Below are 22,756 nucleotides of genomic sequence, written 5' to 3' on the forward strand. Positions count from 1 at the left end.
CGTCACTCCTCTTTCGTCAAGGTGTGCACGGCTTTGTCCGGCCATGCCAACGTTATTGCGCTTCCGTGCTGCAGGTCTGGAGGTAGCCAAGTACTGGCGGTGAGAACCGTTGCGGTCAAGGTGACGCCGACCTGCGTGTGCGCGGTGATCCGCGTAGTGGGGCCGGCGTAGATGAGCTCCGAGACCGTCGCGGCGACCGTCCGCACGCCGGGTACCGAGTCGGTGCCGGCCGCGAACACCCCGATGCGCTCGGGTCGGACCACGAACATCCCCGGGCGTCCCACGAGCGCTTCGGCCGCGGCGCCGTCGAGCACATTCGAGGTTCCGACGAAACCGGCCACGAATCTGTTCACCGGGTTTTCGTAGACGTCGCGTGCCGCGCCGATCTGCTCGATGCGTCCGTGGTTGAACACGGCCAACCGGTCGCAGACGCTCAGTGCCTCGTCCTGGTCGTGGGTGACGATCACGAACGTGATGCCGACTTCGCGCTGGATCGCCTTGAGTTCGATCTGCATCTGTTCGCGGAGCTTGAGGTCCAACGCGCCGAGGGGCTCGTCGAGTAGCAACACCCGCGGCCGCCCGACAAGTGCCCGCGCCAGCGCGACGCGCTGTTGCTGCCCACCCGATAACTGTGCCGGGCGCCGTCGCGCGTGCTCGGTCAGCCGGACCATGTCGAGCGCATCGGCGGTGCGCCGCCTGCGCTCGGCCTTCGGTACGCCACGCACCTTCAAGCCGTATTCCACGTTCTGCGCGACAGTCATGTGCGGGAACAGCGCGTACTCCTGGAACACGGTGTTGACGTCGCGATGCCGCGCGGGCAGGCCCGTGACGTCGACGCCGCCGAGTTTGATCACGCCCGAGGTGGGCTGCTCGAATCCCGCGATCATGCGCAGGACGGTGGTCTTGCCCGATCCGGACGGGCCCAGGATCGCGAACAGCTCGCCGTCGCCGACAGTGAGGTCGGCGCCGTCGACAGCCACGACCCCTGTACCGAACTCCTTGCGGACACCGATCAGCTCGACCTGCGGATTCCGAACGTCAGACGCCGCATTCACAGCGGAATCTGCGCCGATTGTGTCCGAAGGCATGGCCAATCGTATGGATCCGCATGCTCGGACCGCCACTTCAACGTCGAACAACGTCGAATAACGGCGAAATTCCGCACTCCGAATTCGCTCGGCTACTACGCCGGGTCCGTGCGATCCCCACAGGCGGCGGCGTAAATCTTGATGCAGCTGTGACCAGTGGCGCTGGGGTGAATTGTGATGCATTTGTCGTACTCTGTGGCACGTGTCAATTTCCCGGCGCGACGTGCTGAAAGGTGCGGCGGCAGTGCCTGCCGCCCTCGCGGTCGGCGCCGGCCTGCAGGGGCTGACGTCAGCAACGGCGTCCGCGGCGCCGCTGGGCATCCTTCTCGACTACGCCGCCGGGGTCATCCGTGCCAGCGACATCCGCGCCTCAGGCGCGGTGGGTGCGATTCGGTACGTCTCGGACCGTCGACCGGGCGGCCAATGGATGCTCGGCAAGCCGATCCAGTTGCCCGAGGCACGTGACCTCTACCAAAACGGGCTCAAGATCGTGTCCTGCTACCAGTTCGGCAAGCAGGACACTGCGGACTGGCTCGGCGGGCAGAACGCCGGCGTGGCACATGCCAAGCGGGGCTGGGAGTTACACGTCGCCGCGGGCGGCTCCTACGGCGCGCCGATCTATGCGTCGATCGATGACGATCCCACATACGAGCAGTACAAGCAGCAGGTCGCGCCCTACCTACGCGGTTGGGAAGCAGTGCTGGGCCATCAGCGCACCGGCGTGTACGCCAACTCCAAGACCATCGAGTGGGCGCTGCAGGACGGGCTGGGCGCCTACTTCTGGCAGCACAACTGGGGCTCCCCGGGCAAGATCGCCCATCCGGCCGCGCATCTACATCAGGTCGAAATCGACAAGCGATCGGTCGGGGGAGTCGGTGTCGACATCAACCACATTTTGAAGCCCCAATTCGGGCAGTGGGACTGAAAACATTACCGACGAGTAAGTATCGCCAGCAAACTTTTTGACGTCGCCGGCGCCGCCGATGAGACAAATCTCGTCCGATTGTCGTCTCAGCGCGCCGCGGCGGCGCCCGCCGAAAGCGCCGGAAATTTTATGTAACGATTCCATAACAGTACTGCTTTGATCTGCGCAGTTGCACTTACTCGACCGTAACCACCCGCATGCAGGACGTTTGTCCCGGAAGGGTTCCGCCCGCTCGAGGGCCCGCGTTATCCAAGGGGCTGTTACCCATGCGTAGAACTCGCTAGTAACCATTTTGGGGGCGAAAATGGGGTCGTCTCTTATGACACTCTTAGTACGGCTGGAATGTCCGCTGGACCGGATGAACGAGTCGGATTCGACGCTGAATCGCAAGGCCCCGCACGGGAGCGTGGGCCGGCTGAGCTTCTAGAGACGACACAGCCGCCATAGACGACGAGCGATACGCGCAGACAGTACCGAGGAGAACACGACACGTGACGATCAACGAGCAGCACCGGGTGACCGCCGACTCAACCACCGAGCGTTCGGGAGCCCGTCCCACCGCGCACGCGCTCGTCGATCGGTTGAACGCCGGTGAGCCGTACGCCGTCGCGTTCGGCGGCCAGGGTGCGTCCTGGCTGGAGAACCTCGAGGAGCTGGTGAGCTCCGCCGGTATCGAGTCCGAGCTCAGTGAGGTAGTCGGCGAGGCCGAGCTGCTGCTGCAGCCCGTCGCCCGCGAGCTGGTCGTCGTGCGGCCGATCGGCTTCGAGCCCCTGCAGTGGGTTCGTGCCCTCGCCGCTGAGGAGCCGCTACCGGCCACCAAACAACTCGTCACGGCCGCGATCTCTGGCCCAGGCATCCTGCTGGCCCAGATGGCCGCCGTCCGCGCGCTCACGAGGCAGGGCCTGGATCTGTACAACACGCCGCCGGTGGCGATGGCGGGCCACTCGCAGGGCGTCATCGCCTGCGAGGCGCTGCGGGCCAGGGGCGCGAAGGATGCTGAGCTGCTGGCGCTACTGCAGCTGATCGGCGCGGCTGGCTCGCTGGTGTCGCGCCGCCGCGGCATGGTCGGCCGCGGCGACAAGACGCCGATGATGTCGGTGACCAACGTCGACCCGGAACGCATCGGCGAACTGCTCGAGGAGTTCAGCAAGGACGTCCGCACGGTGCTCCCGCCGGTGCTGTCGATCCGCAACGGCAGGCGTTCCGTCGTCATCACCGGTACGCCGGAGCAACTCGGCCGGTTCCAGCTCTACTGCAGCAAGATCACCGAACGCGAAGAGGCCGAACGGAAGAACAAGATCCGCGGCGGTGCCGTGTTCGCACCCGAGTTCCACGGGGTGCAGGTCGAGGTCGGCTTCCACACCCCACGTCTGGCCGACGGCGTCGAGGTGGTCGACCGCTGGGCCGAGAAGTGCGGCATCGACGCTGAGATGGCCCACGAGATGACCGAATCGATCTTCGTTCGCCCGATCGACTGGGTGGCCGAGATCGAGCGGCTCCACGAGTCGGGCGCCAAGTGGATCGTCGACCTCGGACCGAGCGACACCGTGACGCGCCTGACAGCACCGGTGATCCGCGGACTCGGCATCGGCATCGTTCCCGCGGCCACCCGCGCCGGGCAGCGCAACCTGTTCACCGTCGGCGCCGAGCCCGAGGTGCTGCCGCCGTGGTCGAGCTTCAAGCCGACCACCGTGAAGCTGCCCGACGGTTCGGTCAAGCTGTCCACCAAGTTCACCAGGCTGACCGGGCGGTCGCCGATCCTGCTCGCCGGCATGACCCCCACGACCGTCGACGCCAAGATCGTCGCCGCGGCCGCCAACGCCGGCCACTGGGCCGAACTCGCCGGCGGCGGTCAGGTCACCGAGGAGGTCTTCTCCGACCGCATCGCCGAGCTCACAAACCTGCTCGAGCCGGGTCGCGCGGTGCAGTTCAACGCGCTCTTCCTGGATCCCTACCTGTGGAAACTGCAGGTCGGCGGAAAGCGGTTGGTGCAGAGGGCACGTCAGTCCGGCGCGCCGATCGACGGCGTGGTCGTCAGCGCAGGCGTCCCCGACCTCGAGGAGGCCGTCGAGCTGATCGACGAGCTGCACTCGGTCGGCATCAGCAATGTGGTGTTCAAGCCGGGCACGGTCGACCAGATCAAGGCGGTCATCAAGATCGCGAATGAGGTGCCCGACAAGGACGTGATCGTGCACATCGAGGGTGGGCGCGCGGGCGGTCACCACTCGTGGGAGGACCTGGACGACCTTCTGTTGGTGACGTACGCCGATCTCCGGAAGCTGACCAACATCACCGTCTGCGTCGGCGGTGGCATCGGCACGCCGGAGCGTGCCGCGGAGTACCTGTCGGGCGCCTGGGCCACGGCCTACGGATTCCCCGAGATGCCGGTCGACGGGATCCTCGTCGGAACCGCGGCGATGGCGACCCTGGAGGCCACCACCTCGCCGGCCGTCAAGCAGATGCTGGTTGACACCACCGGTACCGACGACTGGATCAGCGCCGGAAAAGCCAGCGGCGGAATGGCTTCCAGCCGTAGCCAGCTGGGCGCCGACATCCACGAGATCGACAACACGGCGTCGCGGTGCGGTCGCCTGCTCGACGAGGTCGCCGGTGACGCCGATGCCGTCGCGGCGCGTCGTGACGAGCTGATCGCCGCGATGGCCAACACGGCCAAGCCGTACTTCGGCGATGTCAGCGAGATGACCTACCTGCAGTGGCTCAACCGTTATGTCGAGCTGACGATCGGTGACGGCGACAGCACGGCCGACACGGCATCGCCCGACAGCCCGTGGATCGCGGACACCTGGCGCGACCGGTTCGCCGAGATGCTCAAGCGCGCCGAGGCGCGCCTGCATCCGCAGGACTCCGGCCGGATCGAGACGCTGTACGGAGACACGCCCGAAGGCCAAGCGCTGCTTGACGATCCGCAGGCCGCGATCGATCAGCTGCTGGAGCGCTACCCGGACGCCCAGACGCTCAAGCTGCACCCGGCCGACGTGCCGTTCTTCATCACGCTCTGCAAGACGATGGGCAAGCCCGTCAACTTCGTGCCCGTCATCGACAAGGATGTGCGTCGGTGGTGGCGCAGCGACTCGCTGTGGCAGGCCCACGACGCGCGCTACACCGCCGACCAGGTGTGCATCATCCCCGGCACCCAGTCGGTCGCCGGGATCACGCGGGTCGACGAGCCGGTCGGCGAACTGCTGGACCGCTTCGAGCAGGCCTCGATCGACGAGCTGGTCGCATCGGGTGCCGAGCCGGTTCCTGTGGTGTCCCGCCGCCAGGCCCGCAACGACGTCACCGGTGCGCTCGCGGTCGTGCTCGATTCGCCCGACGTGCTGTGGGCCGGCCGGACCGCCATCAACCCCGTGCACCGCATCGGCGCGCCGCACGAATGGCAGGCCAACGAAAACCGCAGTGCCACACACCCATCCACGGGTGCACGGCTCGAGCTCACGGCCGAGGGCACGGTCACGCTGAGTGTGCCGCTGAGCGATATCTGGATCGACATCCGATTCACGCTCCCGCCCTGCACCGTCAACGGCGGCATGCCTGTCGTCACCGTCGAGGACGCGTCGAAGGCCATGCGCTCGGTCCTCGCGATCGCCGCGGGAGTCGACGGCCCGGACGCATTGCCTCCGGTGCACGACAACACCTCGACGGTCACCGTCGAATGGGATCCCGAGCAGGTCGCCGACCACACCGGTGTCACCGCGACGTTCGGCGCACCGCTCGCGCCGGGTCTCACCCTGGTGCCCGATGCGCTCGTCGGCCACTGCTGGCCTGCGGTCTTCGCGGCCATCGGTGCCGCGGTCACCGACGACGGTGTCCCCGTTGTCGAGGGTCTGCTGAGCCTGGTCCACCTGGACCACGCCGCGCATCTGATCGCGCCGATGCCGAAGACGACCGCCGAGTTGACGGTCACCGCAACGAGTTCGGCAGCCTTCGACACCGAGTACGGCCGCGTCGTGCCGGTCGCCGTGAAGGTGTCCGATGCCCACGGCAACGTCCTGGCGGAACTGCAGGAGCGGTTCGCCATCCGGGGCCGCACCGGTGGCGTCGAACTGGACGATCCGCCGCGTGCCGGTGGTGCGATCACCGACAACGCGACCGAGACGCCACGCCGTCGTCGCCGCGACGTCACCGTCACGGCACCGACCGACATGCGGGCGTTCGCGGTGGTCTCCGGCGACCACAACCCCATCCACACCGACCGTGCCGCCGCGCTGCTGGCCGGGCTCAAATCGCCCATCGTGCACGGCATGTGGCTCTCGGCGGCCGCGCAACACGTCGTCGCCGCCACCGACGGCAAGCCCGCTCCGCCGGCCCGCGTTGTCGGCTGGACGTCGCGATTCCTCGGCATGGTCCTGCCGGGTGATGACATCGAGTTCCGGGTCGACCGGGTCGGAATCGACCGTGGCGCAGAGATCGTCGAGGTCGCCGCGCGGGTCGACAACGAGCTCGTGATGTCGGCGACCGCACAGCTGGCGGCCCCGAAAACCGTCTATGCGTTCCCCGGCCAGGGCATTCAGCACAAGGGCATGGGTATGGAGGTGCGCGCCAGGTCCAAGGCCGCGCGCAAGGTGTGGGACAAGGCGGACAAGTTCACCCGCGACACCTTGGGCTTCTCCGTGCTCCATGTGGTGCGGGACAACCCGACCAGCCTGATCGCCAGCGGCGTGCACTACCACCATCCCGACGGTGTGCTGTTCCTGACACAGTTCACTCAGGTGGCCATGGCGACCGTCGCGGCCGCCCAGGTGGCCGAGATGCGTGAGCAGGGCGCGTTCGTCGAGGATGCGATCGCCTGCGGCCACTCGGTCGGCGAGTACACCGCACTGGCCTGTGTCAGTGGCGTCTACGAGCTCGAGGCGCTGCTCGAGGTGGTGTTCCACCGCGGCAGCAAGATGCACGACATCGTCCCGCGCGACCACCTCGGCCGGTCTAACTACCGGCTGGCCGCGATCCGGCCGTCGCAGATCGATCTCGACGACGCCGAGGTCGTCGACTTCGTCGCCGAAATCTCCGAGCGCACAGGTGAATTCCTGGAGATCGTGAACTTCAACCTGCGCGGCTCGCAGTACGCCATCGCGGGCACGGTGCGCGGTCTCGAGGTGCTCGAGGAAGAGGTCGAGAAGCGTCGCGAGATCACCGGTGGCAAGCGCTCGTTCATCCTGGTACCGGGTATCGACGTGCCCTTCCACTCGTCTGTGCTGCGCGTCGGTGTCGCCGACTTCCGCCGCTCGCTCGAGCGCGTCATGCCGCGCGATCAGGACCCGAGCCTGATCGTCGGCAGATACATCCCCAACCTGGTGCCACGGCCGTTCACGTTGGACCGCGACTTCATCCAGGAGATCCGCGATCTGGTGCCCGCCGAACCGCTCGACGAGATCCTCGCCGACTACGACACGTGGCGGAACGAGAAGCCTCGCGAGTTGATGCGCAAGGTCGTCATCGAGCTGCTCGCATGGCAGTTCGCCAGCCCGGTGCGCTGGATCGAGACGCAGGATCTGCTCTTCATCGAGGAGGCTGCGGGTGGTCTCGGCATCGAGCGGTTCGTCGAGATCGGCGTCAAGTCGGCTCCGACGGTCGCCGGCCTCGCCGCCAACACCCTGAAGCTGCCCGAGTATTCGCACAGCACAACCGAAGTGTTGAACTCGGAGCGCGACGCCGCGGTGCTGTTCGCGACGGACACCGATCCCGAGCCCGAACTCGACGATGACGTCGAGGTCGACGCGGCACCCGCACCGGTGGAAGCGGCCGCCCCCGTCGAGGCCGCACCCGTCCCTGCCACAATGTCGGGCGGGCCGGCATCCAATGTCGCGCCCGCCGGCGCTCCGCGTCCGGATGACCTCGTCTTCGACGCGGCGGATGCCACGATGGCATTGATCGCGCTGTCGGCGAAGATGCGCATCGATCAGATCGAAGCGCTGGACTCCATCGAGTCCATCACGGATGGCGCGTCGTCACGACGCAACCAGCTGCTGGTCGACCTCGGTTCGGAGCTGAACCTCGGTGCCATCGACGGCGCCGCGGAGGCCGATCTGGCCGGGCTGAAGGGACAGGTCACCAAGCTGGCCCGCACCTACAAGCCTTACGGCCCAGTGCTTTCCGACGCGATCAACGACCAGCTCCGCACGGTCCTCGGACCGTCGGGCAAGCGGCCTGCGTACATCGCCGAACGGGTCAAGAAGACCTGGGAGTTGGGCGACGGCTGGGTCAAGCACGTCACCGTCGAGGTGGCGCTGGGCACCCGTGAGGGGTCGAGCGTGCGCGGCGGCCAGTTGGGCGGCCTGCACGACGGCGCCGTCGCGGACGCGGCGAGTGTCGACAAGGTGATCGACGCCGCAGTGGCAGCGGTTGGCGCACGTAAGGGTGTGGCGGTCACGATGCCCGCGGCGGCCGGTGCCGGTGGCGGCGTGGTCGATTCCGCCGCGCTGGGTGAGTTCGCCGAACAGGTGACGGGGCCCAACGGTGTGCTGGCCTCGGCGGCGCGCCTGATCCTGGGTCAGCTGGGCCTGGACACTCCGGTCAGTGCGCCCGAGGCGACGGACGCCGAGCTCATCGATCTGGTGACCGCCGAATTGGGTTCGGACTGGCCGCGTTTGGTGGCGCCGACGTTCGACGGCCGCAAGGCGGTGCTGTTCGACGACCGCTGGGCCAGCGCGCGTGAGGACCTGGCCAGAATCTGGCTGCTCGACGAAGGTGAGATCGACCGCGACTGGCAGCACCTGTCTCAGCGGTTCGAAGGTGCCGGACACATTGTCGGCACCCAGGCCACCTGGTGGCAGGGCAAGGCGCTGGCGACGGGTCGCAACATCCACGCCTCGCTGTACGGCCGCGCGGCGGCCGGTGCGGAGAACCCGGGCAAGGGCCGCTACAGCGATGAGGTCGCGGTCGTCACCGGTGCATCGAAGGGGTCGATCGCGGCGTCTGTGGTGGCTCAGCTGCTCGACGGCGGGGCGACGGTCATCGCGACCACCTCGAGGCTGGACGACGAGCGCCTCGCGTTCTACCGCACCCTGTACCGCAACAACGCCCGATACGAAGCGAAGTTGTGGGTCGTGCCTGCGAACATGGCGTCCTACAGCGACATCGACGCGCTTGTGGAGTGGGTCGGTACGGAGCAGACGGAAAGCCTTGGACCGCAATCCATTCACATCAAGGATGCGCTGACGCCGACGCTGCTGTTCCCGTTCGCAGCGCCGCGGGTGGCCGGCGACCTGTCCGATGCCGGCTCGCGTGCCGAGATCGAGATGAAGGTCCTGCTGTGGGCCGTTCAGCGGCTCATCGGCGGACTTTCGCATGTCGGCGCCGAACGCGACATCGCGGCGCGACTGCACGTGGTCCTGCCGGGATCGCCGAACCGCGGCATGTTCGGCGGTGACGGGGCCTACGGCGAGTCCAAGTCCGCGCTCGACGCCTTGGTGACCCGGTGGAAGGCCGAGTCGTCGTGGGCGCAGCGGGTTTCGTTGGCGCACGCGCTGATCGGCTGGACGAAGGGCACCGGCCTGATGGGTCACAACGACGCCATCGTGGGCGCCGTGGAGGAAGCCGGTGTGACGACCTACACCACCGACGAGATGGCGACGATGTTGCTCGACCTGTGCGACATCGAGTCCAAGGTGGCCGCGGCCAGGGAGCCGCTGCAGGCCGACCTGACCGGTGGCCTGGCCGATGTCGATCTCGACATGGCCGAGCTGGCGGCCAAGGCCCGCGAGGAGATGCTCGGCGAGGCTGACGAGGAGCAGGACGCCGACGAGGCGGGCACGATTCGTGCGCTGCCGTCGCCGCCACGCGGATACAAGGCCGCGCCGCCTCCGGAGTGGGACGACCTCGACGTCGACCCGGCCGATCTGGTGGTGATCGTGGGCGGTGCCGAACTCGGGCCGTACGGCTCGTCGCGGACCCGCTTCGAGATGGAGGTCGACAACGAGCTGTCGGCCGCCGGCGTGCTCGAATTGGCCTGGACCACAGGGCTGGTCAAGTGGGAGGACGATCCCACCCCGGGCTGGTACGACACCAATACCGGCGAGCTCGTCGACGAAGGCGAGCTCGTGGAGCGCTACCACGACGCGGTCATCGAGCGCGTCGGCATCCGCGAGTTCGTCGACGACGGCGCGATCGATCCGGATCACGCGTCACCGATCATGGTTTCGGTGTTCCTCGACAAGGACTTCACGTTCGTCGTGTCGTCGGAGGCCGAGGCGCGGCCGTTCGTGGAGTTCGATCCGGAGCACACCGTCATCGCGCCGGTACCGGACAGCAACGACTGGCAGGTCACGCGCAAGGCGGGCACCGAGATTCGAGTGCCCCGCAAGACGAAGCTGACCCGCACCGTTGGCGCACAGATCCCCACGGGCTTCGACCCGAGTGTCTACGGCGTTCCCGCGGACATGATGTCGTCGATCGACCGGTTGGCGCTGTGGAACCTCGTCACGACCGTCGACGCATTCCTGTCGGCCGGGTTCACCCCCACCGAGCTGATGCGCTGGGTGCACCCGAGCCAGGTGGCCAGCACGCAGGGCACCGGCATGGGCGGCATGACGTCGATGCAGACGATGTACCACGGCAACCTGCTCGGTCGGAACAAGCCGAACGACATCCTGCAGGAGGTCCTGCCGAATGTCATTGCCGGACACGTGGTTCAGTCCTACATCGGCAGCTACGGGGCGATGATCCACCCGGTCGGCGCCTGCGCCACCGCGGCGATCTCGGTCGAGGAAGGGGTGGACAAGATCCGCCTCGGCAAGGCCGACTTCGTCATCGCCGGCGGTTATGACGACCTGACGCTGGAGGCCATCATCGGCTTCGGTGACATGGCGGCGACGGCGGACACCGCGACGATGCGCGCCAAGGGCATCAGCGACTCGAAGTTCTCCCGCGCCAACGACCGTCGTCGGCTCGGGTTCGTCGAAGGGCAGGGCGGCGGAACCATCCTGCTCGCGCGCGGCGCCCTCGCGTGCAAGATGGGACTGCCGGTGCTGGCGGTCGTCGGATACGTGTCATCATTCGGTGACGGGATCCACACGTCGATCCCCGCGCCGGGGCTCGGTGCGCTGGCTGCCGGTCGCGGCGGCAAGGATTCGCAGCTTTCGCGGGCACTCGCGAAGCTGGGCGTCGGCGCCGACGACATCGCGGTGGTGTCCAAGCACGACACCTCCACGTTGGCCAACGATCCGAACGAGACCGAGCTGCACGAGCGGCTGGCCGACGCGATGGGCCGCTCGCCGGGTGCGCCGCTGTTCGTCGTGTCGCAGAAGAGCCTGACGGGTCACTCGAAGGGCGGCGCCGCGGCGTTCCAGATGATGGGGCTGTGCCAGATCCTGCGCGACGGTGTCATTCCGCCGAACCGCAGCCTGGATTGCGTCGACGACGAACTCGCCAACGCCGCCCACATGGTCTGGCTGCGCGACAGTCTGAAGCTGGGGGACAAGTTCCCGCTGAAGGCCGGTCTGATCACCAGCCTCGGGTTCGGGCACGTGTCCGGACTGGTGGCGTTGGTGCATCCGCAGGCGTTCATCGCGGCGCTGGCCCCCGATCAGCGTGAGGACTACCGGCGTCGGGCAGATGCGCGGGTGCTCGCCGGTCAGCTGCGCCTGGCGTCGGCGATCGCTGGTGGGCGGCCGCTCTACGAGAAACCGTCCGACCGCCGGTTCGCCGGCGACACCTCCGAGAAGGCACAGGAAGCCACAATGCTCCTCGACGACGCGGCGCGGCTGAGCGAGGACGATGTATACACGGCCTGACGGCAGTGATATAGCGTGCTGCCCATGGCGGTAGTCGGTGTAGGGATCGATCTGGTTTCCATCCCCGACTTCGCCGCACAGGTCGACCAGCCGGGGACGGTGTTCGCGGAGACGTTCACGCCCGGTGAGCGTCGCGACGCCGCCGACAAGAGTTCTTCGGCGGCGCGGCATCTGGCGGCGCGGTGGGCGGCCAAGGAGGCTGTGATCAAGGCGTGGTCGGGGTCGAGGTTCGCCAAGCGGCCGATGCTGCCGGAGGGCATTCACCGCGACATCGAGGTCGTCACCGACATGTGGGGCAGGCCGAAGGTGCGGCTCACCGGCGCGATCGGTGAGCACCTGAAGGACGTGACGATTCACCTGTCGATGACGCACGAGGCCGACACGGCAGCCGCCGTGGTGATCCTGGAAGAGCGTTAGGCGCTTCTTGCGCCGAAATTGCATTCCAGCAGGGAAATCGCGAGTAGAGGCCTGCTGAAATGCAATTTCGCGGTTAGCGTCGAACCATGAGCGATTTGGTGCAGCGGGTGCGCGACGTCCTGCCCGCGGTGCGACGGGATCTCGAGGACCTGGTGCGCATCGAGTCGGTGTGGGCCGATCCGGCACGCCGAGATGAGGTGTTTCGCAGCGCCGACGCCGTGGCAAAGCTGTTGACCGAGGCGGGCTTTACGGACGTCCAGATCGTCAGCGAGGGCGGCGCGCCTGCCGTCATCGCCCGGCATCCGGCACCACCGGGTGCGCCCACCGTGTTGCTGTACGCCCATCACGACGTACAGCCGGAGGGCGACCACTCGCAGTGGCATTCTCCGCCGTTCGAGCCCACCGAGCGTGACGGCCGCCTCTATGGGCGAGGCACTGCCGATGACAAGGCTGGAATCGCAACACATTTGGCGGCCTTTCGCGCGCACGGCGGCAACCCACCGGTAGGGGTGACGGTGTTCGTCGAGGGCGAGGAGGAGTCGGGATCGCCGTCGCTGTCCCGATTACTGGAGGCGCACCGCGACGCGCTGGCATCCGACGTGATCGTGATCGCCGACTCCGACAACTGGAGCACGGAGGTGCCGTCGTTGACGGTAGCTCTGCGCGGACTCGCCGACTGCGTCGTCGAGGTGGCGACGCTGGAGAACGGCCTGCACTCCGGATTGTGGGGCGGCGCTGTTCCCGATGCATTGACGGCGCTGGTGCGTCTGTTGGCCACTCTGCACGACGATGAGGGCAACGTGGCGGTGGAAGGATTGCACGAAGCCGAGGCGGCCGACGTCGACTACCCGCCGGAGCGGCTTCGTGCGGAGACCGGCGTGCTGGACGGTGTCCGCGAGACCGGATCCGGCTCCGTGCCGCAACGACTTTGGGCCAAACCCGCGATCACCGTGATCGGAATCGATACCACGCCCATCGACAAGGCGTCGAATACCTTGATTCCGCGGGCGCGGGCGAAGGTGAGCATGCGTGTCGCGCCGGGTGGCGACGCGGAAGAACACCTGGCCGCTCTGACGCGCCACCTCGAGCGGAATGCGCCGTGGGGAGCGCAGGTGACCGTCACACCGGGCGACGTCGGCCAACCGTACGCGATCGACGCCACCGGACCGGTCTATGACGCGGCCCGTTCGGCGTTCCGGCAAGCATGGGGTACCGACGCCGTCGATACCGGTGTGGGTGGTTCGATCCCGTTCATCGCCGAGTTCGCGAAGGCGTTTCCGTCGGCCAAGATCTTGGTGACCGGTGTGGAAGACCCTGCGACACAAGCGCATAGCGTCAACGAGAGCCTGCACCTGGGTGTGCTGGAACGCGCAGCGACCGCAGAAGCGCTGCTGCTGGCGAATTTGGGGTCAGACGGACAGGTCGCGCCGTAGCTTGGCGACGTGGCCGGTGGCGCGGATGTTGTACTGCGCCACCTCGATCTTGCCCTTCTCGTCGACCACGAACGTCGAGCGGATGACGCCCTCGACCTTCTTGCCGTACATCATCTTCTCGCCGAAGGCGCCCCACGCGGTCAGCACCTTGCGGTCCGGGTCGGACAGCAGGGGGAAGGTCAGCTTTTCCTTGTCGCGGAACTTGGCCAGCTTCTCGGGCTTGTCGGGGGAGATTCCGACGACATCGAGTCCGGCGTCGTTGAGTTCGCGCAGATTGTCGCGGAAGTCGCACGCCTCTTTGGTGCAGCCGGGCGTGGATGCGGCGGGGTAGAAGTACACGATGACCTTGCGGCCCTTGTAGTCGGAGAGCTTGACAATCTTGCCGTCGGCGTCGGGCAGGCTGAACGACGGGGCTTTGTCGCCCACCTCGAGTCGCGGAGTCTGTGGCACGCGCGCGCATCCCTTCTCGTGGACCGGTTCACTTCGATTACTGCGAGCTGATCTAGGGTAGTTCCGCAAGGCACCGGACTTGGCGCAGGGCTTGGAGCTTATGGGAGGTGGACGTGGCGGACCGCGACCCCGACACGATCAAGAAAGAGATCGACCAGGCTCGTGACCAGCTGGCGTTGACCGTCGACTCCCTGGCTGAGCGCGCAAACCCGCGTCGGCTCGCCGATGACGCCAAGGCCGGATTGGTGAATTTCGTCAAGAAGCCGGCGGTGGCCGTGTCGCTGGCAGGTGTCGGCACCGTCGTGATCGTGCTCGTAATACGCCGAATCAGGCGGCGCTGAGGCGGGTCGGCTCAGCGCCGACGGGCCACGCGAAACAGTTCGGAGAACCAGGAGCTCGGCGGATTGGCCACTCGGCCGATGCGGCTGCAGTTGTGCACCGCGATCGGGCCGTGCGCAGTTACCTCATCGTCGGCCAGCGCGTCACCGACGCCGACTCCGAACGATGCGCCAATCTGCGACATCCAGCTAAGTCCTTGTCTCGTAGTTCACACTGTCACCACCCGGCTGGGGCCGGGTTTGTCAGCTAACCCGGACTCTAACATCACAGGCGGTCTTTGTGCAGCTTGAAACCAGAGAATCTGCGCAGAGAGTTGCCTCCGCAACGATCATTCGCCCAGCGTAATCCGTCGCGTAGATAGGCTCAGTTATGTTCCAGCACACACGCAGCAGGTCAACGGGTGAGCCCGGCGAAGTACTGACGCAAACGTAAGCCGCAACCGCCCGAGACGGGCGGAAAGATAGTGCGGAGAAGGTAGCCTCCGGCGGAGCGCGGAGGACGTGAGTGCGCCGTCAGGGTTTCGAACCCCGGACCCGCTGATTAAGAGTCAGCTGCTCTACCAACTGAGCTAACGGCGCTGCGTGTGCGACAATAACAGGCCCCGCGGCACAGGGTGAAATGCACCCGTCACCGCTGGAGGACAAAGTCGTCTTAGGTGCCGCCACTCGCGGCTGCCCTTAGACTATTGCCAAGAATCGTCCCTTCGTCAGGTGGAGCAAACAATGTGGCAGGTCAGGTCCCAGGCCGGTCCGCGGCGCAGTCGTAGATGGCTGGCAGCCGTCCTGCTTGTTCCTGCGATCGTGGTGGGGCTGTCGGCGTGCAGCACCAAGTCCGCGCCGCAGGCGCCGCAGGTCATCGCTGACAAGGGCACCCCCTTCGGCGACCTGTTGCTACCCAAGCTGGCGTCGACGGTGAAGGACGGGGACGTCGGCGTGAGCACCGCGGTGCCCGTGACGGTGACCGCCGAGGACGGCGTTCTGGGCACGGTCACCATGGTCAACGAAAACGGCGACCCCGTTGAAGGCAAGCTCAGCCGCGACGGGCTGCAGTGGGCCACCGCCGAACCTCTCGGGTACAACAAGCGCTACACGCTGACCGCCGAAGCTTTGGGCCTCGGCGGTGCCACCTCGCGGCAGATGACGTTCGAGACGCACTCGCCGGAGAACCTCACGATGGCGTACGTGGTGCCCAGCGATGGCGAGGTGGTCGGTGTCGGCCAGCCGGTCGCCGTCCAGTTCGACGAGAACATTCCGAACCGGGTGGCGGCCCAGCAGGCCATCAAGATCACGACCAACCCTCCCGTGGAGGGCGCGTTCTACTGGCTCAACAATCGCGAAGTGCGTTGGCGCCCAGCGCATTACTGGAGGCCGGGCACGACGGTCGAGGTGAACGTCAAGACCTATGGTGTCGACCTGGGTGACGGCTTGTTCGGCCAGGAGGACATCACCACGCACTTCACCATCGGCGACGAGGTGATCAGCCGCATCGACGACAACACCAAGACCATGACGGTGACGCGCAACGGCGAAGTGATCAAGACCATGCCGGTGTCGATGGGCAAGAACAGCACACCGACCAACAACGGCACGTACATCGTCGGTGACCGTCGATCGCACATGGTGATGGACTCGTCCACATACGGCGTGCCGACCAACTCGCCGAACGGGTACCGCACCGAGGTGGATTGGGCCACCCAGATCTCCTACAGCGGGATCTACGTGCACGCGGCGCCGTGGTCGGTGGGCAGCCAGGGCTACAGCAACGTCAGCCACGGGTGTGTCAACGTGAGCACTAGTAACGGGCAGTGGTTCTACGAGAACTCCAAGCGGGGAGACATCGTCGAGGTGGTCAACACTGTGGGTTCGACATTGCCCGGCACCGACGGCCTGGGCGACTGGAACATCCCGTGGTCACAGTGGAAGGCCGGCAACGCCAACGTCTGACCCGCCTCGCGAGCCCGTCAGGGGCGTCATCCCGACAGATAAAGCACCGCCCGTCCTGAGGTTCAGGCCGGGCGGTGTCTCGTCGGAGTGGCTGACGGGACTCGAACCCGCGCAGGAGACTGATCGCAGTGCGTGAAACGCCCGTCAAAGCGCTTTGACCAGCGGCGCAGCTAGTGCTGACCAGCATTGTGGGATGAGTAATAGCGAAGAAGCCCTGTTGCAGAAATCGCGGCTCAGGTGTAGGCGACGTGGACGCCGTGGATGTGCCCCTCGAAAGGGAAGGGGGCCCGTTCTCGGTAGTCCAGCGAGACCGGCGATCCCAGACATATCCCGATGTCGAAGCAGTCGTTGGCGGTGAACAGCAGCGGAGCGCTGATGGGCACCTGTCCCTGTCCTACCATCTCGCCGTTGACGCGCAGCGCGACGTCGAGCGGGCCCGCGGGCCGCTGCTCGGCGTAGCGGGTTTCTACGACGATCGTCGCGGTTCCCGCGGGCAGCTTCGTCGCCGAGCGGATCTTTGTGCGCTGCAGGATGAACAGGTTGTATTCGTAGCAGAGGTAGCCATCGTCCAGATAACACGTCAGCCCGCCGGAGGCCGCCCCGAGTGCGTACAGCACACCGTTCGCGCTGTCGGGCAGATCGGCCCCGATGGTAACGGTGTTGTTCTTGTTTCCCAATGCGGGCGCGCAGAATTCGGGCATTCGGACGGTGTCGCCGGAGAACTCCCATTCCCGGTAGGGCGGCGCGATGCGTAACTCGGGGTGGTAGACGGGGACCCACAGCCCGCCGCCGATGGGCAGCACCGAGTTCCGGGCGGCCTCGATCGCGAACATCTCCCGCATCTGGAGCAGTTTGTCGGGGTGTTGCTCGGCGAGGTCCGCCGCTTGTGACCAGTCTTCGTCCAGATGGTAGAGCTCCCACGTGTCGTTGTCCGGGGTCCACGTCTCGATGCCCTCGGGCGTACCGGGCACCCACGGCAGCCGAGGACCGCGCGCGGACGCGAGCCAGCCGTCGTGGTAGATCGCCCGGCTGCCCATGATCTCGAAGTACTGGGTCGGCTTCCCGCCGAAGGCGGCACGGTCGACCAGCGTGCTGGCGAAGCTTGCCCCGGCTATCGGAATCTGCGGTTCTCCGTTGACGGTGCGCGGCGGAACGATGCCGATGACGTCGTAGACGGTCGGCACGACGTCGTTGCAGTGCAGGAACACGTCACGAGGCGTCGGGTCGGGGTCGACTTTGGCCGGCCACTTGACCGCCATCGGATTGCGGGTGCCGCCGAGGTGCGATGCCAACAGCTTCATACCCTTGTACGGCGTGCTGCCCGCCCACGCCCATGCCGCGTGGTACTGGTTGTCAACCAGCGGCGACCCCAGCACGTCCAGGCCGCCCAGTTGCTCGAGGGCGTCGATGTGCTGGCGAACGGTGGTCGGAATGCCGTTCTGCGCCAGCAACTCTGCGATGGTGCCGTTCTGTCCCTCGCCGGACGAGCCGTTGTCACCCCAGATGTAGAAGAAGAGCGTGTTGTCGCCGTAGCCGAGCCGGTCGAGCTCGTCGGCGATGCGTCCGACCTGTACGTCGACGTGCTCGGCGTAGCCCGCCGCCACCTCCATGAGCCGACGTTGAAAGGGCTTCTCGTCGTCGGGGATGCTGTCCCACGAGGCCAGCGTGGCGTCGCGCTCGGTGAGTTGGCAGTCCTGCGGGATCCAGCCCTTCGCCTTGGATCGGGCAAAAACCCGCTCTCGGTACGCGTCCCAGCCGTCGTCGAACTTGCCGGCGTAGCGGTCGGCCCACTCCTTCATAATGTGGTGCGGTCCGTGCAGACAGCCGCTGGCCCAGTACATGAAGAACGGCTTGTCGGCGTGGAAGGCCTTGTGCCGCCTCAGCCAGCTTATGGCGTCGTCGGCCAAATCCTCGGACAGGTGGTAGCCCTCTTCCGGTGTCTTCGGGGGAGCGACCACGGTGGTGTTGCGCACCAGATGCGGCTCGTACTGCGACGCCTCACCGGCGAGGAAGCCGTAGAAGTACTCGAATCCCAGTCCGGTGGGCCAGTTTTCGAACGGACCGGCCGCCGTCGTCTCTTCGGCCGGGGTGTTGTGCCACTTGCCGAATGCCGACGTGGCGTAGCCGTACTGCTTGAGCACCTCGGCCATCGTCGCGCTGCTGCGCGGGATCTTGCCGGCGTAGCCGTCCCAGTCATTGGCCAGCTCGGCGATCTGACCGTTGCCGATCTCGTGGTGGTTGCGCCCGGTCAACAGCGACGCCCGGGTGGGCGAGCACATCGCGGTGGTGTGAAACCGATTGTAGGACACACCCTCCGAGCAGATTCTGTCCATGGTTTCGGTGCGGACCTCGCCGCCGAACGTGGTGGGCAGGCCCGGACCTGCGTCGTCAATCAGCACGATCACCACGTTCGGCGCTCCGTCGCCAAGTCGCCGCGGGACGACGCGCTGGGCGTAGGTGGATTCCTGCAGTGTGCGTCCGGCAACACTAGCCGAGGGCACGGGCGCGAACGGCAGGGTCTCACCGCCCGGCAGTTTCGGAGCTACCACATCGTTGGTCATCGTCGTCCCTTCGCGGTGTTCGGGTGCGTTGTCACTGTAGGGAAGTGACATGGCGTCGTGGTGTCAGTCGAGGAAGGGATTGTGTGACGGAAGCGGCTTGATCAGTGGATCGAGCAGTTTTGCCGACTGCTCGGCGTTGAGGACGTCGCCGGGCTGCAATGGGATGATCTCGCGCACCGTCTCGTCGTACTCCCAGACGTCCTCGCCGATCAGCCGACCCCGGTCGTCGTACGGCCAGATCATGTGCTCGGCGGTCTTGACCAGGTAATACCCATTGGGGTCGACAGGCACGCCCTCAGCTGCCAACACGTGGCCAGGCGTCTGCTGGTAGATCAGCGAAGTGGACACGATCATGTGGTCGCTCACGGCCAGCTTTTCGTCCTCGGCGTAGAAGATGCACTGTGCGGATTCGGACCATTCGTGATACACGGCCTTGACGGCCTCGGCGCCGCTGAGAGTGAGGGTCTTGCCCAGCATGTTGAAGTGATAGACGGGCTGTTCGACGGTCATGTCGGGCGCGAAGATCTCTTGATAGCGGCCGGCCATCTCCAGGTAGCGGTGCCGGTTGTAGGCGTGCAACAGATAGAGGTGGCGGGGGTTCTCGATCGTCTCGATCAGGTGCTCCACCGCGCGGTTCGTCTTGGTGATGTCAAATGTGTTCATTTCGGTTCCTTTCATGCTGTCGCGAACATCGTTCGCAGTTCGGATTTCTTGAATTTGCCTGTGGCAGAGCAGGGAAGCGCTTCCATGAACTCGAAGCGATCGGGCAGTTGCCACTTGGCGAACTCCTTGGCGAGGTGTTCGCGCAGTTCTTCAGACGACGCCTTCGCGTTGTCCCGTAGCACCACGACCGCGAGCGGACGCTCGCCCCACCGGTCGTCGGGCACCGCGATCACGGCGGCCTGAGCGACCGAGGGGTGTGACATGAGCTGGTTCTCCAGATCCACTGATGAAATCCACTCACCGCCGGATTTGACGAGATCTTTTGAGCGATCGCAGATGCGGATACAACCGTGCCTATCGATGCGCACCACGTCGCCGGTGCGGAACCAGCCATCGTCGGTGAAGTTCTCGGCACCACGACCGCCGTGGTAGCGGGCCGCAACCCAAGGTCCGCGCACTTCCAGTTCACCCATCGCCGCGTCGTCCCAGGCGATCGTGTCGCCGTCGTCATCGCGGGCGCGGATCTCGAAGAATGGGCTGGCGACGCCCTGGCGCATGCGGTAGCCGTACCGCTCCTCCTGGTCACACGTGTCCCGGTGCTCGGGTTGCCGACAGACCGCTCCCAGGGGTGCGGTTTCGGTCATTCCCCATGCCTGCACGACGGTCAGCCCGTGGCGGTCGAATCCCTCCAACATCGACTGCGGAACCGCCGCACCCCCGACGATCAGCCGGTCCAATTCTGGCAGTTTCCACCGGTCAGGCTCGGCGTCGAGCGCGGCGAGCATGCCCATCCAGACGGTAGGAACGCCAGCTGTCATCGTCACGTGCTCGGTTGCACACAAATCGAGCACGCTCTCGGGATCGAGCCGCGGGCCTGGTAATACCAGCCGAGCTCCGGCGAGTGCCGCGGCGTACGGCAGGCCCCAGGCGTTGGCGTGGAACATCGGTACAACCGGGAGGACGGTGTCCCTGGCCGACACCGCCAGCTGGTCGGGCAGCGCGGCGACAAGGGAATGCAACACCAGGGCGCGGTGGGAGTACACGACACCCTTGGGGCGACCTGTGGTGCCGGAGGTGTAGCACATTGCCGCCGGTTGACGCTCGTCGAGGGCAGGCCATTCGACCGGCTCCGCGTTCGCCAGCAGCGACTCGTAGTCCAGCGTTCCGGCAGGTGCCTCGCCGGTGTGTGTGACGACGACGATATGGGCTAAATCTGTTGTAGCGCAGAAGCTGTCGAATATTTCCAGTAGCGATTCATCGATGACGAGTACTTTGTCTGCGGCGTCGTTGACGATGAAGCCGAGCTCGTCGGGGAAGAGCCGCGGGTTGAGGGTGTGGATGACAGCGCCCATTGCGGGCACTGCGAAATACAGTTCCAAGTGCTCGCTTTGGTTCCACATCAGGGTGGCAACCCGGTCGCCGTCGCCGACGCCCAGCGAGCGCAGCGCGCCTGCGAGTCGGCGAGCGCGTGAAGCGCAATCACCGATGGTGGTCCGACTCACCGCACCGGATGGCCGGCGCGAGATCACCGCTCGATCGGCGTGGAACCGCTCGGCCCGTTCAACGATGCCGGTCAGTGTGAGCTGGTGGTCGTCCATGCTTCCGCTGGCGATGTGGGAGGTCATGAGCTGGCCTTTCTGCGGGTCGACGCTGTGGTGTGCGAGGCGGTGACTTCCGGCGGTGCGGTGTGCGCGGATGCGAGTTCGGCGAGTTCGGCCAGTCCGGCGCGAAGCGCGTCGAGGATCGGCCAGGCGTCGTCGACCAGTTCGCGGTCGACGACGATGCCGAACTCAAGCGAGTCCTGGTAGCTCATCACGGTGATGTTGATGCCGATTCCGTCGAGCACACCGGACACCGGGAATTGGGCGTTCTGGCGGGCGCCACCCAGATACAGCGGAGTCGACGAACCGGGAACGTTCGAAATCATCACGTTCGCAGGCTGATTCAGCCCGCGCACACCCGCCAACCGCGAGGTTGCGCGGGCGGCTTGTGCGAGCAGTGCGGGCGGGATGAAGTGGTTTGCGTCCTGCAACAACGACGCCGGCAACGCGCGGTGACGCTCCTTCGCCGCCCGCATCGCGTTGCTGATGCGGGTCAACCGCTGCAGTGGGTCGGCCTCATCCGTCGGTAGCTCGGTCAGCAGCACTGACACTCGATTGCCGAAGGTGCCCTTCTGCTCCGGGGTCCGCACCGACATCGGCACGAACCCGGCGAGTGGCTCGGCGGGCAGTTCATCGTGCTCGTTCAGCCAGGAGCGCAGTCCCGAGGTGCAGATCGCGATGACGACGTCGTTGACCGTGCAGCCGAATGTGTTCTTGATCGCCTTGACCTCGTGCAGCGACATCGACCCGAACGCAACGCGGCGGTGCGGGGAAACACGCGCCTGGAATCGGGTGCGGGGCGGCGCGATGTCGCTACCGGGTACCGGCAGCGCGTTGGACGAGGCCGGCAATGCGCGTTTGATCGCCCTGCTGGTGCGCGCGACGAGCTTCACGCCAGGCAGGTGCCGGATGGTCGGGACGTCGTCGAGGTGCGGCAGCGCGGTTGGACCTGCGCGCATCACCCGCAGCGGCTGGCACATGAGACCGACCAGCCCGCGGCCGAGCATGTGAAGATCGGAGGGGAACGGCTCGGCGACCACGGGAGGTACCGGATCGCGTTCGCTGTCGGTGCTGTCGTCGAGCAGGATGCTCATGACCTCGGCGCCCGACACCCCGTCGACAGCGGCGTGATGCATCTTGGTCAGCACGGCCACCCGGCCATCGTCGAGTCCCCCGATGACGTAGACCTCCCACAGTGGCCGCGCCCGGTCGAGCTGACGGCCGATGATCCGGGCCACCTGTTCGGCAAGCTGTCGGTCGTTTCCGGGCGCCGGCAGCGCGAGTTCCCGGACGTGATACTCGATGTCGAAGGTCCCATCGTCGACCCAGTACGGGTAGTCGAGGGACAGCGGTACCTGCGCCAGCCGCCAGCGGAACGTGGGCAACAGGTGCAGGCGCCGGCTGATCAGCTCACGGACGAGCGCCGCGTCGAGCGGGCGGCCAGAAACTGTCTGGGCGTCGTAGATTCCGAGAACGCTGACGTGCCCTTGGACCCGATCGTTCTCCATGGCCAGGAACTGAGTGTCGAGGCTGGTCAGTTGTCGCATGCATTAATGGTCTGCGAGAAGACGCCCCCTTTTCTTGTCT

Annotated in this window: 13 protein-coding genes and 1 tRNA gene; 6 read left to right on the plus strand and 8 right to left on the minus strand. The window is 66.3% G+C overall.

Annotation, left to right across the window (positions count from 1 at the left end):
- Window positions 1-2 precede the first annotated feature (2 nt).
- Window positions 3-1,088, minus strand: coding sequence for an ABC transporter ATP-binding protein (locus H7J93_RS06940; RefSeq protein ID WP_267305552.1), 1,086 nt, complete (start codon window positions 1,086-1,088; stop codon window positions 3-5).
- A gap of 202 nt (window positions 1,089-1,290) precedes the next feature.
- Between H7J93_RS06940 and H7J93_RS06945 the strand changes: the two genes are divergently transcribed.
- The 4 genes from H7J93_RS06945 (at window position 1,291) to H7J93_RS06960 (ending at window position 13,612) form a co-directional block, all read left to right on the plus strand.
- Window positions 1,291-2,013, plus strand: coding sequence for a DUF1906 domain-containing protein (locus H7J93_RS06945; protein ID WP_267305553.1), 723 nt, complete (start codon window positions 1,291-1,293; stop codon window positions 2,011-2,013).
- A gap of 491 nt (window positions 2,014-2,504) precedes the next feature.
- Window positions 2,505-11,762 (plus strand): type I polyketide synthase, encoded by a 9,258-nt coding sequence (locus H7J93_RS06950; protein WP_267305554.1) that lies wholly within the window; start codon window positions 2,505-2,507, stop codon window positions 11,760-11,762.
- A gap of 24 nt (window positions 11,763-11,786) precedes the next feature.
- Window positions 11,787-12,179, plus strand: a complete 393-nt coding sequence (gene acpS, locus H7J93_RS06955; protein WP_083153481.1) for a holo-ACP synthase AcpS — start codon at window positions 11,787-11,789, stop codon at window positions 12,177-12,179.
- Window positions 12,180-12,265: 86 nt separating this feature from the next.
- Window positions 12,266-13,612, plus strand: coding sequence for a dipeptidase (locus H7J93_RS06960; RefSeq protein WP_267305555.1), 1,347 nt, complete (start codon window positions 12,266-12,268; stop codon window positions 13,610-13,612).
- Here H7J93_RS06960 and bcp read toward each other — a convergent pair.
- The gene (gene bcp / locus H7J93_RS06965) at window positions 13,589-14,062 is read right to left on the minus strand and encodes a thioredoxin-dependent thiol peroxidase (protein ID WP_267305556.1); all 474 of its coding nucleotides are present in this window, start codon (window positions 14,060-14,062) and stop codon (window positions 13,589-13,591) included. The genes H7J93_RS06960 and bcp overlap by 24 nt on opposite strands.
- A 113-nt stretch (window positions 14,063-14,175) precedes the next feature.
- On the opposite strand from bcp, the gene H7J93_RS06970 reads away from it, so the two are divergent.
- Complete coding sequence (locus tag H7J93_RS06970; protein WP_267305557.1) at window positions 14,176-14,403, plus strand: DUF3618 domain-containing protein; 228 nt, start codon at window positions 14,176-14,178, stop codon at window positions 14,401-14,403.
- An 11-nt stretch (window positions 14,404-14,414) separates the two neighbouring features.
- Here the strand turns inward: H7J93_RS06970 and H7J93_RS06975 are convergent, their stop codons facing one another.
- Window positions 14,415-14,585 (minus strand): hypothetical protein, encoded by a 171-nt coding sequence (locus tag H7J93_RS06975; protein WP_267305558.1) that lies wholly within the window; start codon window positions 14,583-14,585, stop codon window positions 14,415-14,417.
- 321 nt (window positions 14,586-14,906) lie between these two features.
- Window positions 14,907-14,979 (minus strand) — tRNA-Lys (locus H7J93_RS06980).
- A 144-nt stretch (window positions 14,980-15,123) separates the two neighbouring features.
- On the opposite strand from H7J93_RS06980, the gene H7J93_RS06985 reads away from it, so the two are divergent.
- The gene (locus H7J93_RS06985; RefSeq protein WP_267305559.1) at window positions 15,124-16,344 is read left to right on the plus strand and encodes a L,D-transpeptidase; all 1,221 of its coding nucleotides are present in this window, start codon (window positions 15,124-15,126) and stop codon (window positions 16,342-16,344) included.
- A 233-nt stretch (window positions 16,345-16,577) separates the two neighbouring features.
- Here H7J93_RS06985 and H7J93_RS06990 read toward each other — a convergent pair whose 3' ends face one another.
- The 4 genes from H7J93_RS06990 to H7J93_RS07005 all read right to left on the minus strand — a co-directional run bounded on the left by H7J93_RS06990 (window position 16,578) and on the right by H7J93_RS07005 (window position 22,716).
- The gene (locus H7J93_RS06990) at window positions 16,578-18,905 is read right to left on the minus strand and encodes an arylsulfatase (RefSeq protein WP_267305949.1); all 2,328 of its coding nucleotides are present in this window, start codon (window positions 18,903-18,905) and stop codon (window positions 16,578-16,580) included.
- Window positions 18,906-18,968: 63 nt separating this feature from the next.
- Entirely contained in the window at window positions 18,969-19,568 is a 600-nt protein-coding gene (locus tag H7J93_RS06995) for a hypothetical protein (RefSeq protein WP_267305560.1), read from the minus strand.
- Between the two features lie 11 nt (window positions 19,569-19,579).
- The gene (locus H7J93_RS07000) at window positions 19,580-21,193 is read right to left on the minus strand and encodes a long-chain fatty acid--CoA ligase (RefSeq protein ID WP_267305561.1); all 1,614 of its coding nucleotides are present in this window, start codon (window positions 21,191-21,193) and stop codon (window positions 19,580-19,582) included.
- Window positions 21,190-22,716, minus strand: a complete 1,527-nt coding sequence (locus tag H7J93_RS07005) for a WS/DGAT/MGAT family O-acyltransferase (protein ID WP_267305562.1) — start codon at window positions 22,714-22,716, stop codon at window positions 21,190-21,192. The genes H7J93_RS07000 and H7J93_RS07005 overlap by 4 nt, the downstream gene beginning before the upstream one ends.
- Between the last annotated feature and the right edge of the window lie 40 nt (window positions 22,717-22,756).

The organism is Mycobacterium barrassiae (genome assembly GCF_025822765.1).
In the GTDB taxonomy this organism is placed as follows: Bacteria; Actinomycetota; Actinomycetes; order Mycobacteriales; family Mycobacteriaceae; genus Mycobacterium; species Mycobacterium barrassiae.

Bases quoted from the DNA above. Each gene is read 5' to 3' on its own strand.
- H7J93_RS06940 (WP_267305552.1), bottom strand. From the start codon at position 1,088: ATGCCTTCGGACACAATCGGCGCAGATTCCGCTGTGAATGCGGCGTCT.
- acpS (WP_083153481.1), top strand. From the start codon at position 11,787: ATGGCGGTAGTCGGTGTAGGGATCGATCTGGTTTCCATCCCCGACTTC.
- H7J93_RS06960 (WP_267305555.1), top strand. From the start codon at position 12,266: ATGAGCGATTTGGTGCAGCGGGTGCGCGACGTCCTGCCCGCGGTGCGA.
- H7J93_RS06975 (WP_267305558.1), bottom strand. From the start codon at position 14,585: ATGTCGCAGATTGGCGCATCGTTCGGAGTCGGCGTCGGTGACGCGCTG.
- H7J93_RS06985 (WP_267305559.1), top strand. From the start codon at position 15,124: ATGTGGCAGGTCAGGTCCCAGGCCGGTCCGCGGCGCAGTCGTAGATGG.
- H7J93_RS06990 (WP_267305949.1), bottom strand. From the start codon at position 18,905: ATGACCAACGATGTGGTAGCTCCGAAACTGCCGGGCGGTGAGACCCTG.
- H7J93_RS06995 (WP_267305560.1), bottom strand. From the start codon at position 19,568: ATGAACACATTTGACATCACCAAGACGAACCGCGCGGTGGAGCACCTG.
- H7J93_RS07000 (WP_267305561.1), bottom strand. From the start codon at position 21,193: ATGACCTCCCACATCGCCAGCGGAAGCATGGACGACCACCAGCTCACA.
- H7J93_RS07005 (WP_267305562.1), bottom strand. From the start codon at position 22,716: ATGCGACAACTGACCAGCCTCGACACTCAGTTCCTGGCCATGGAGAAC.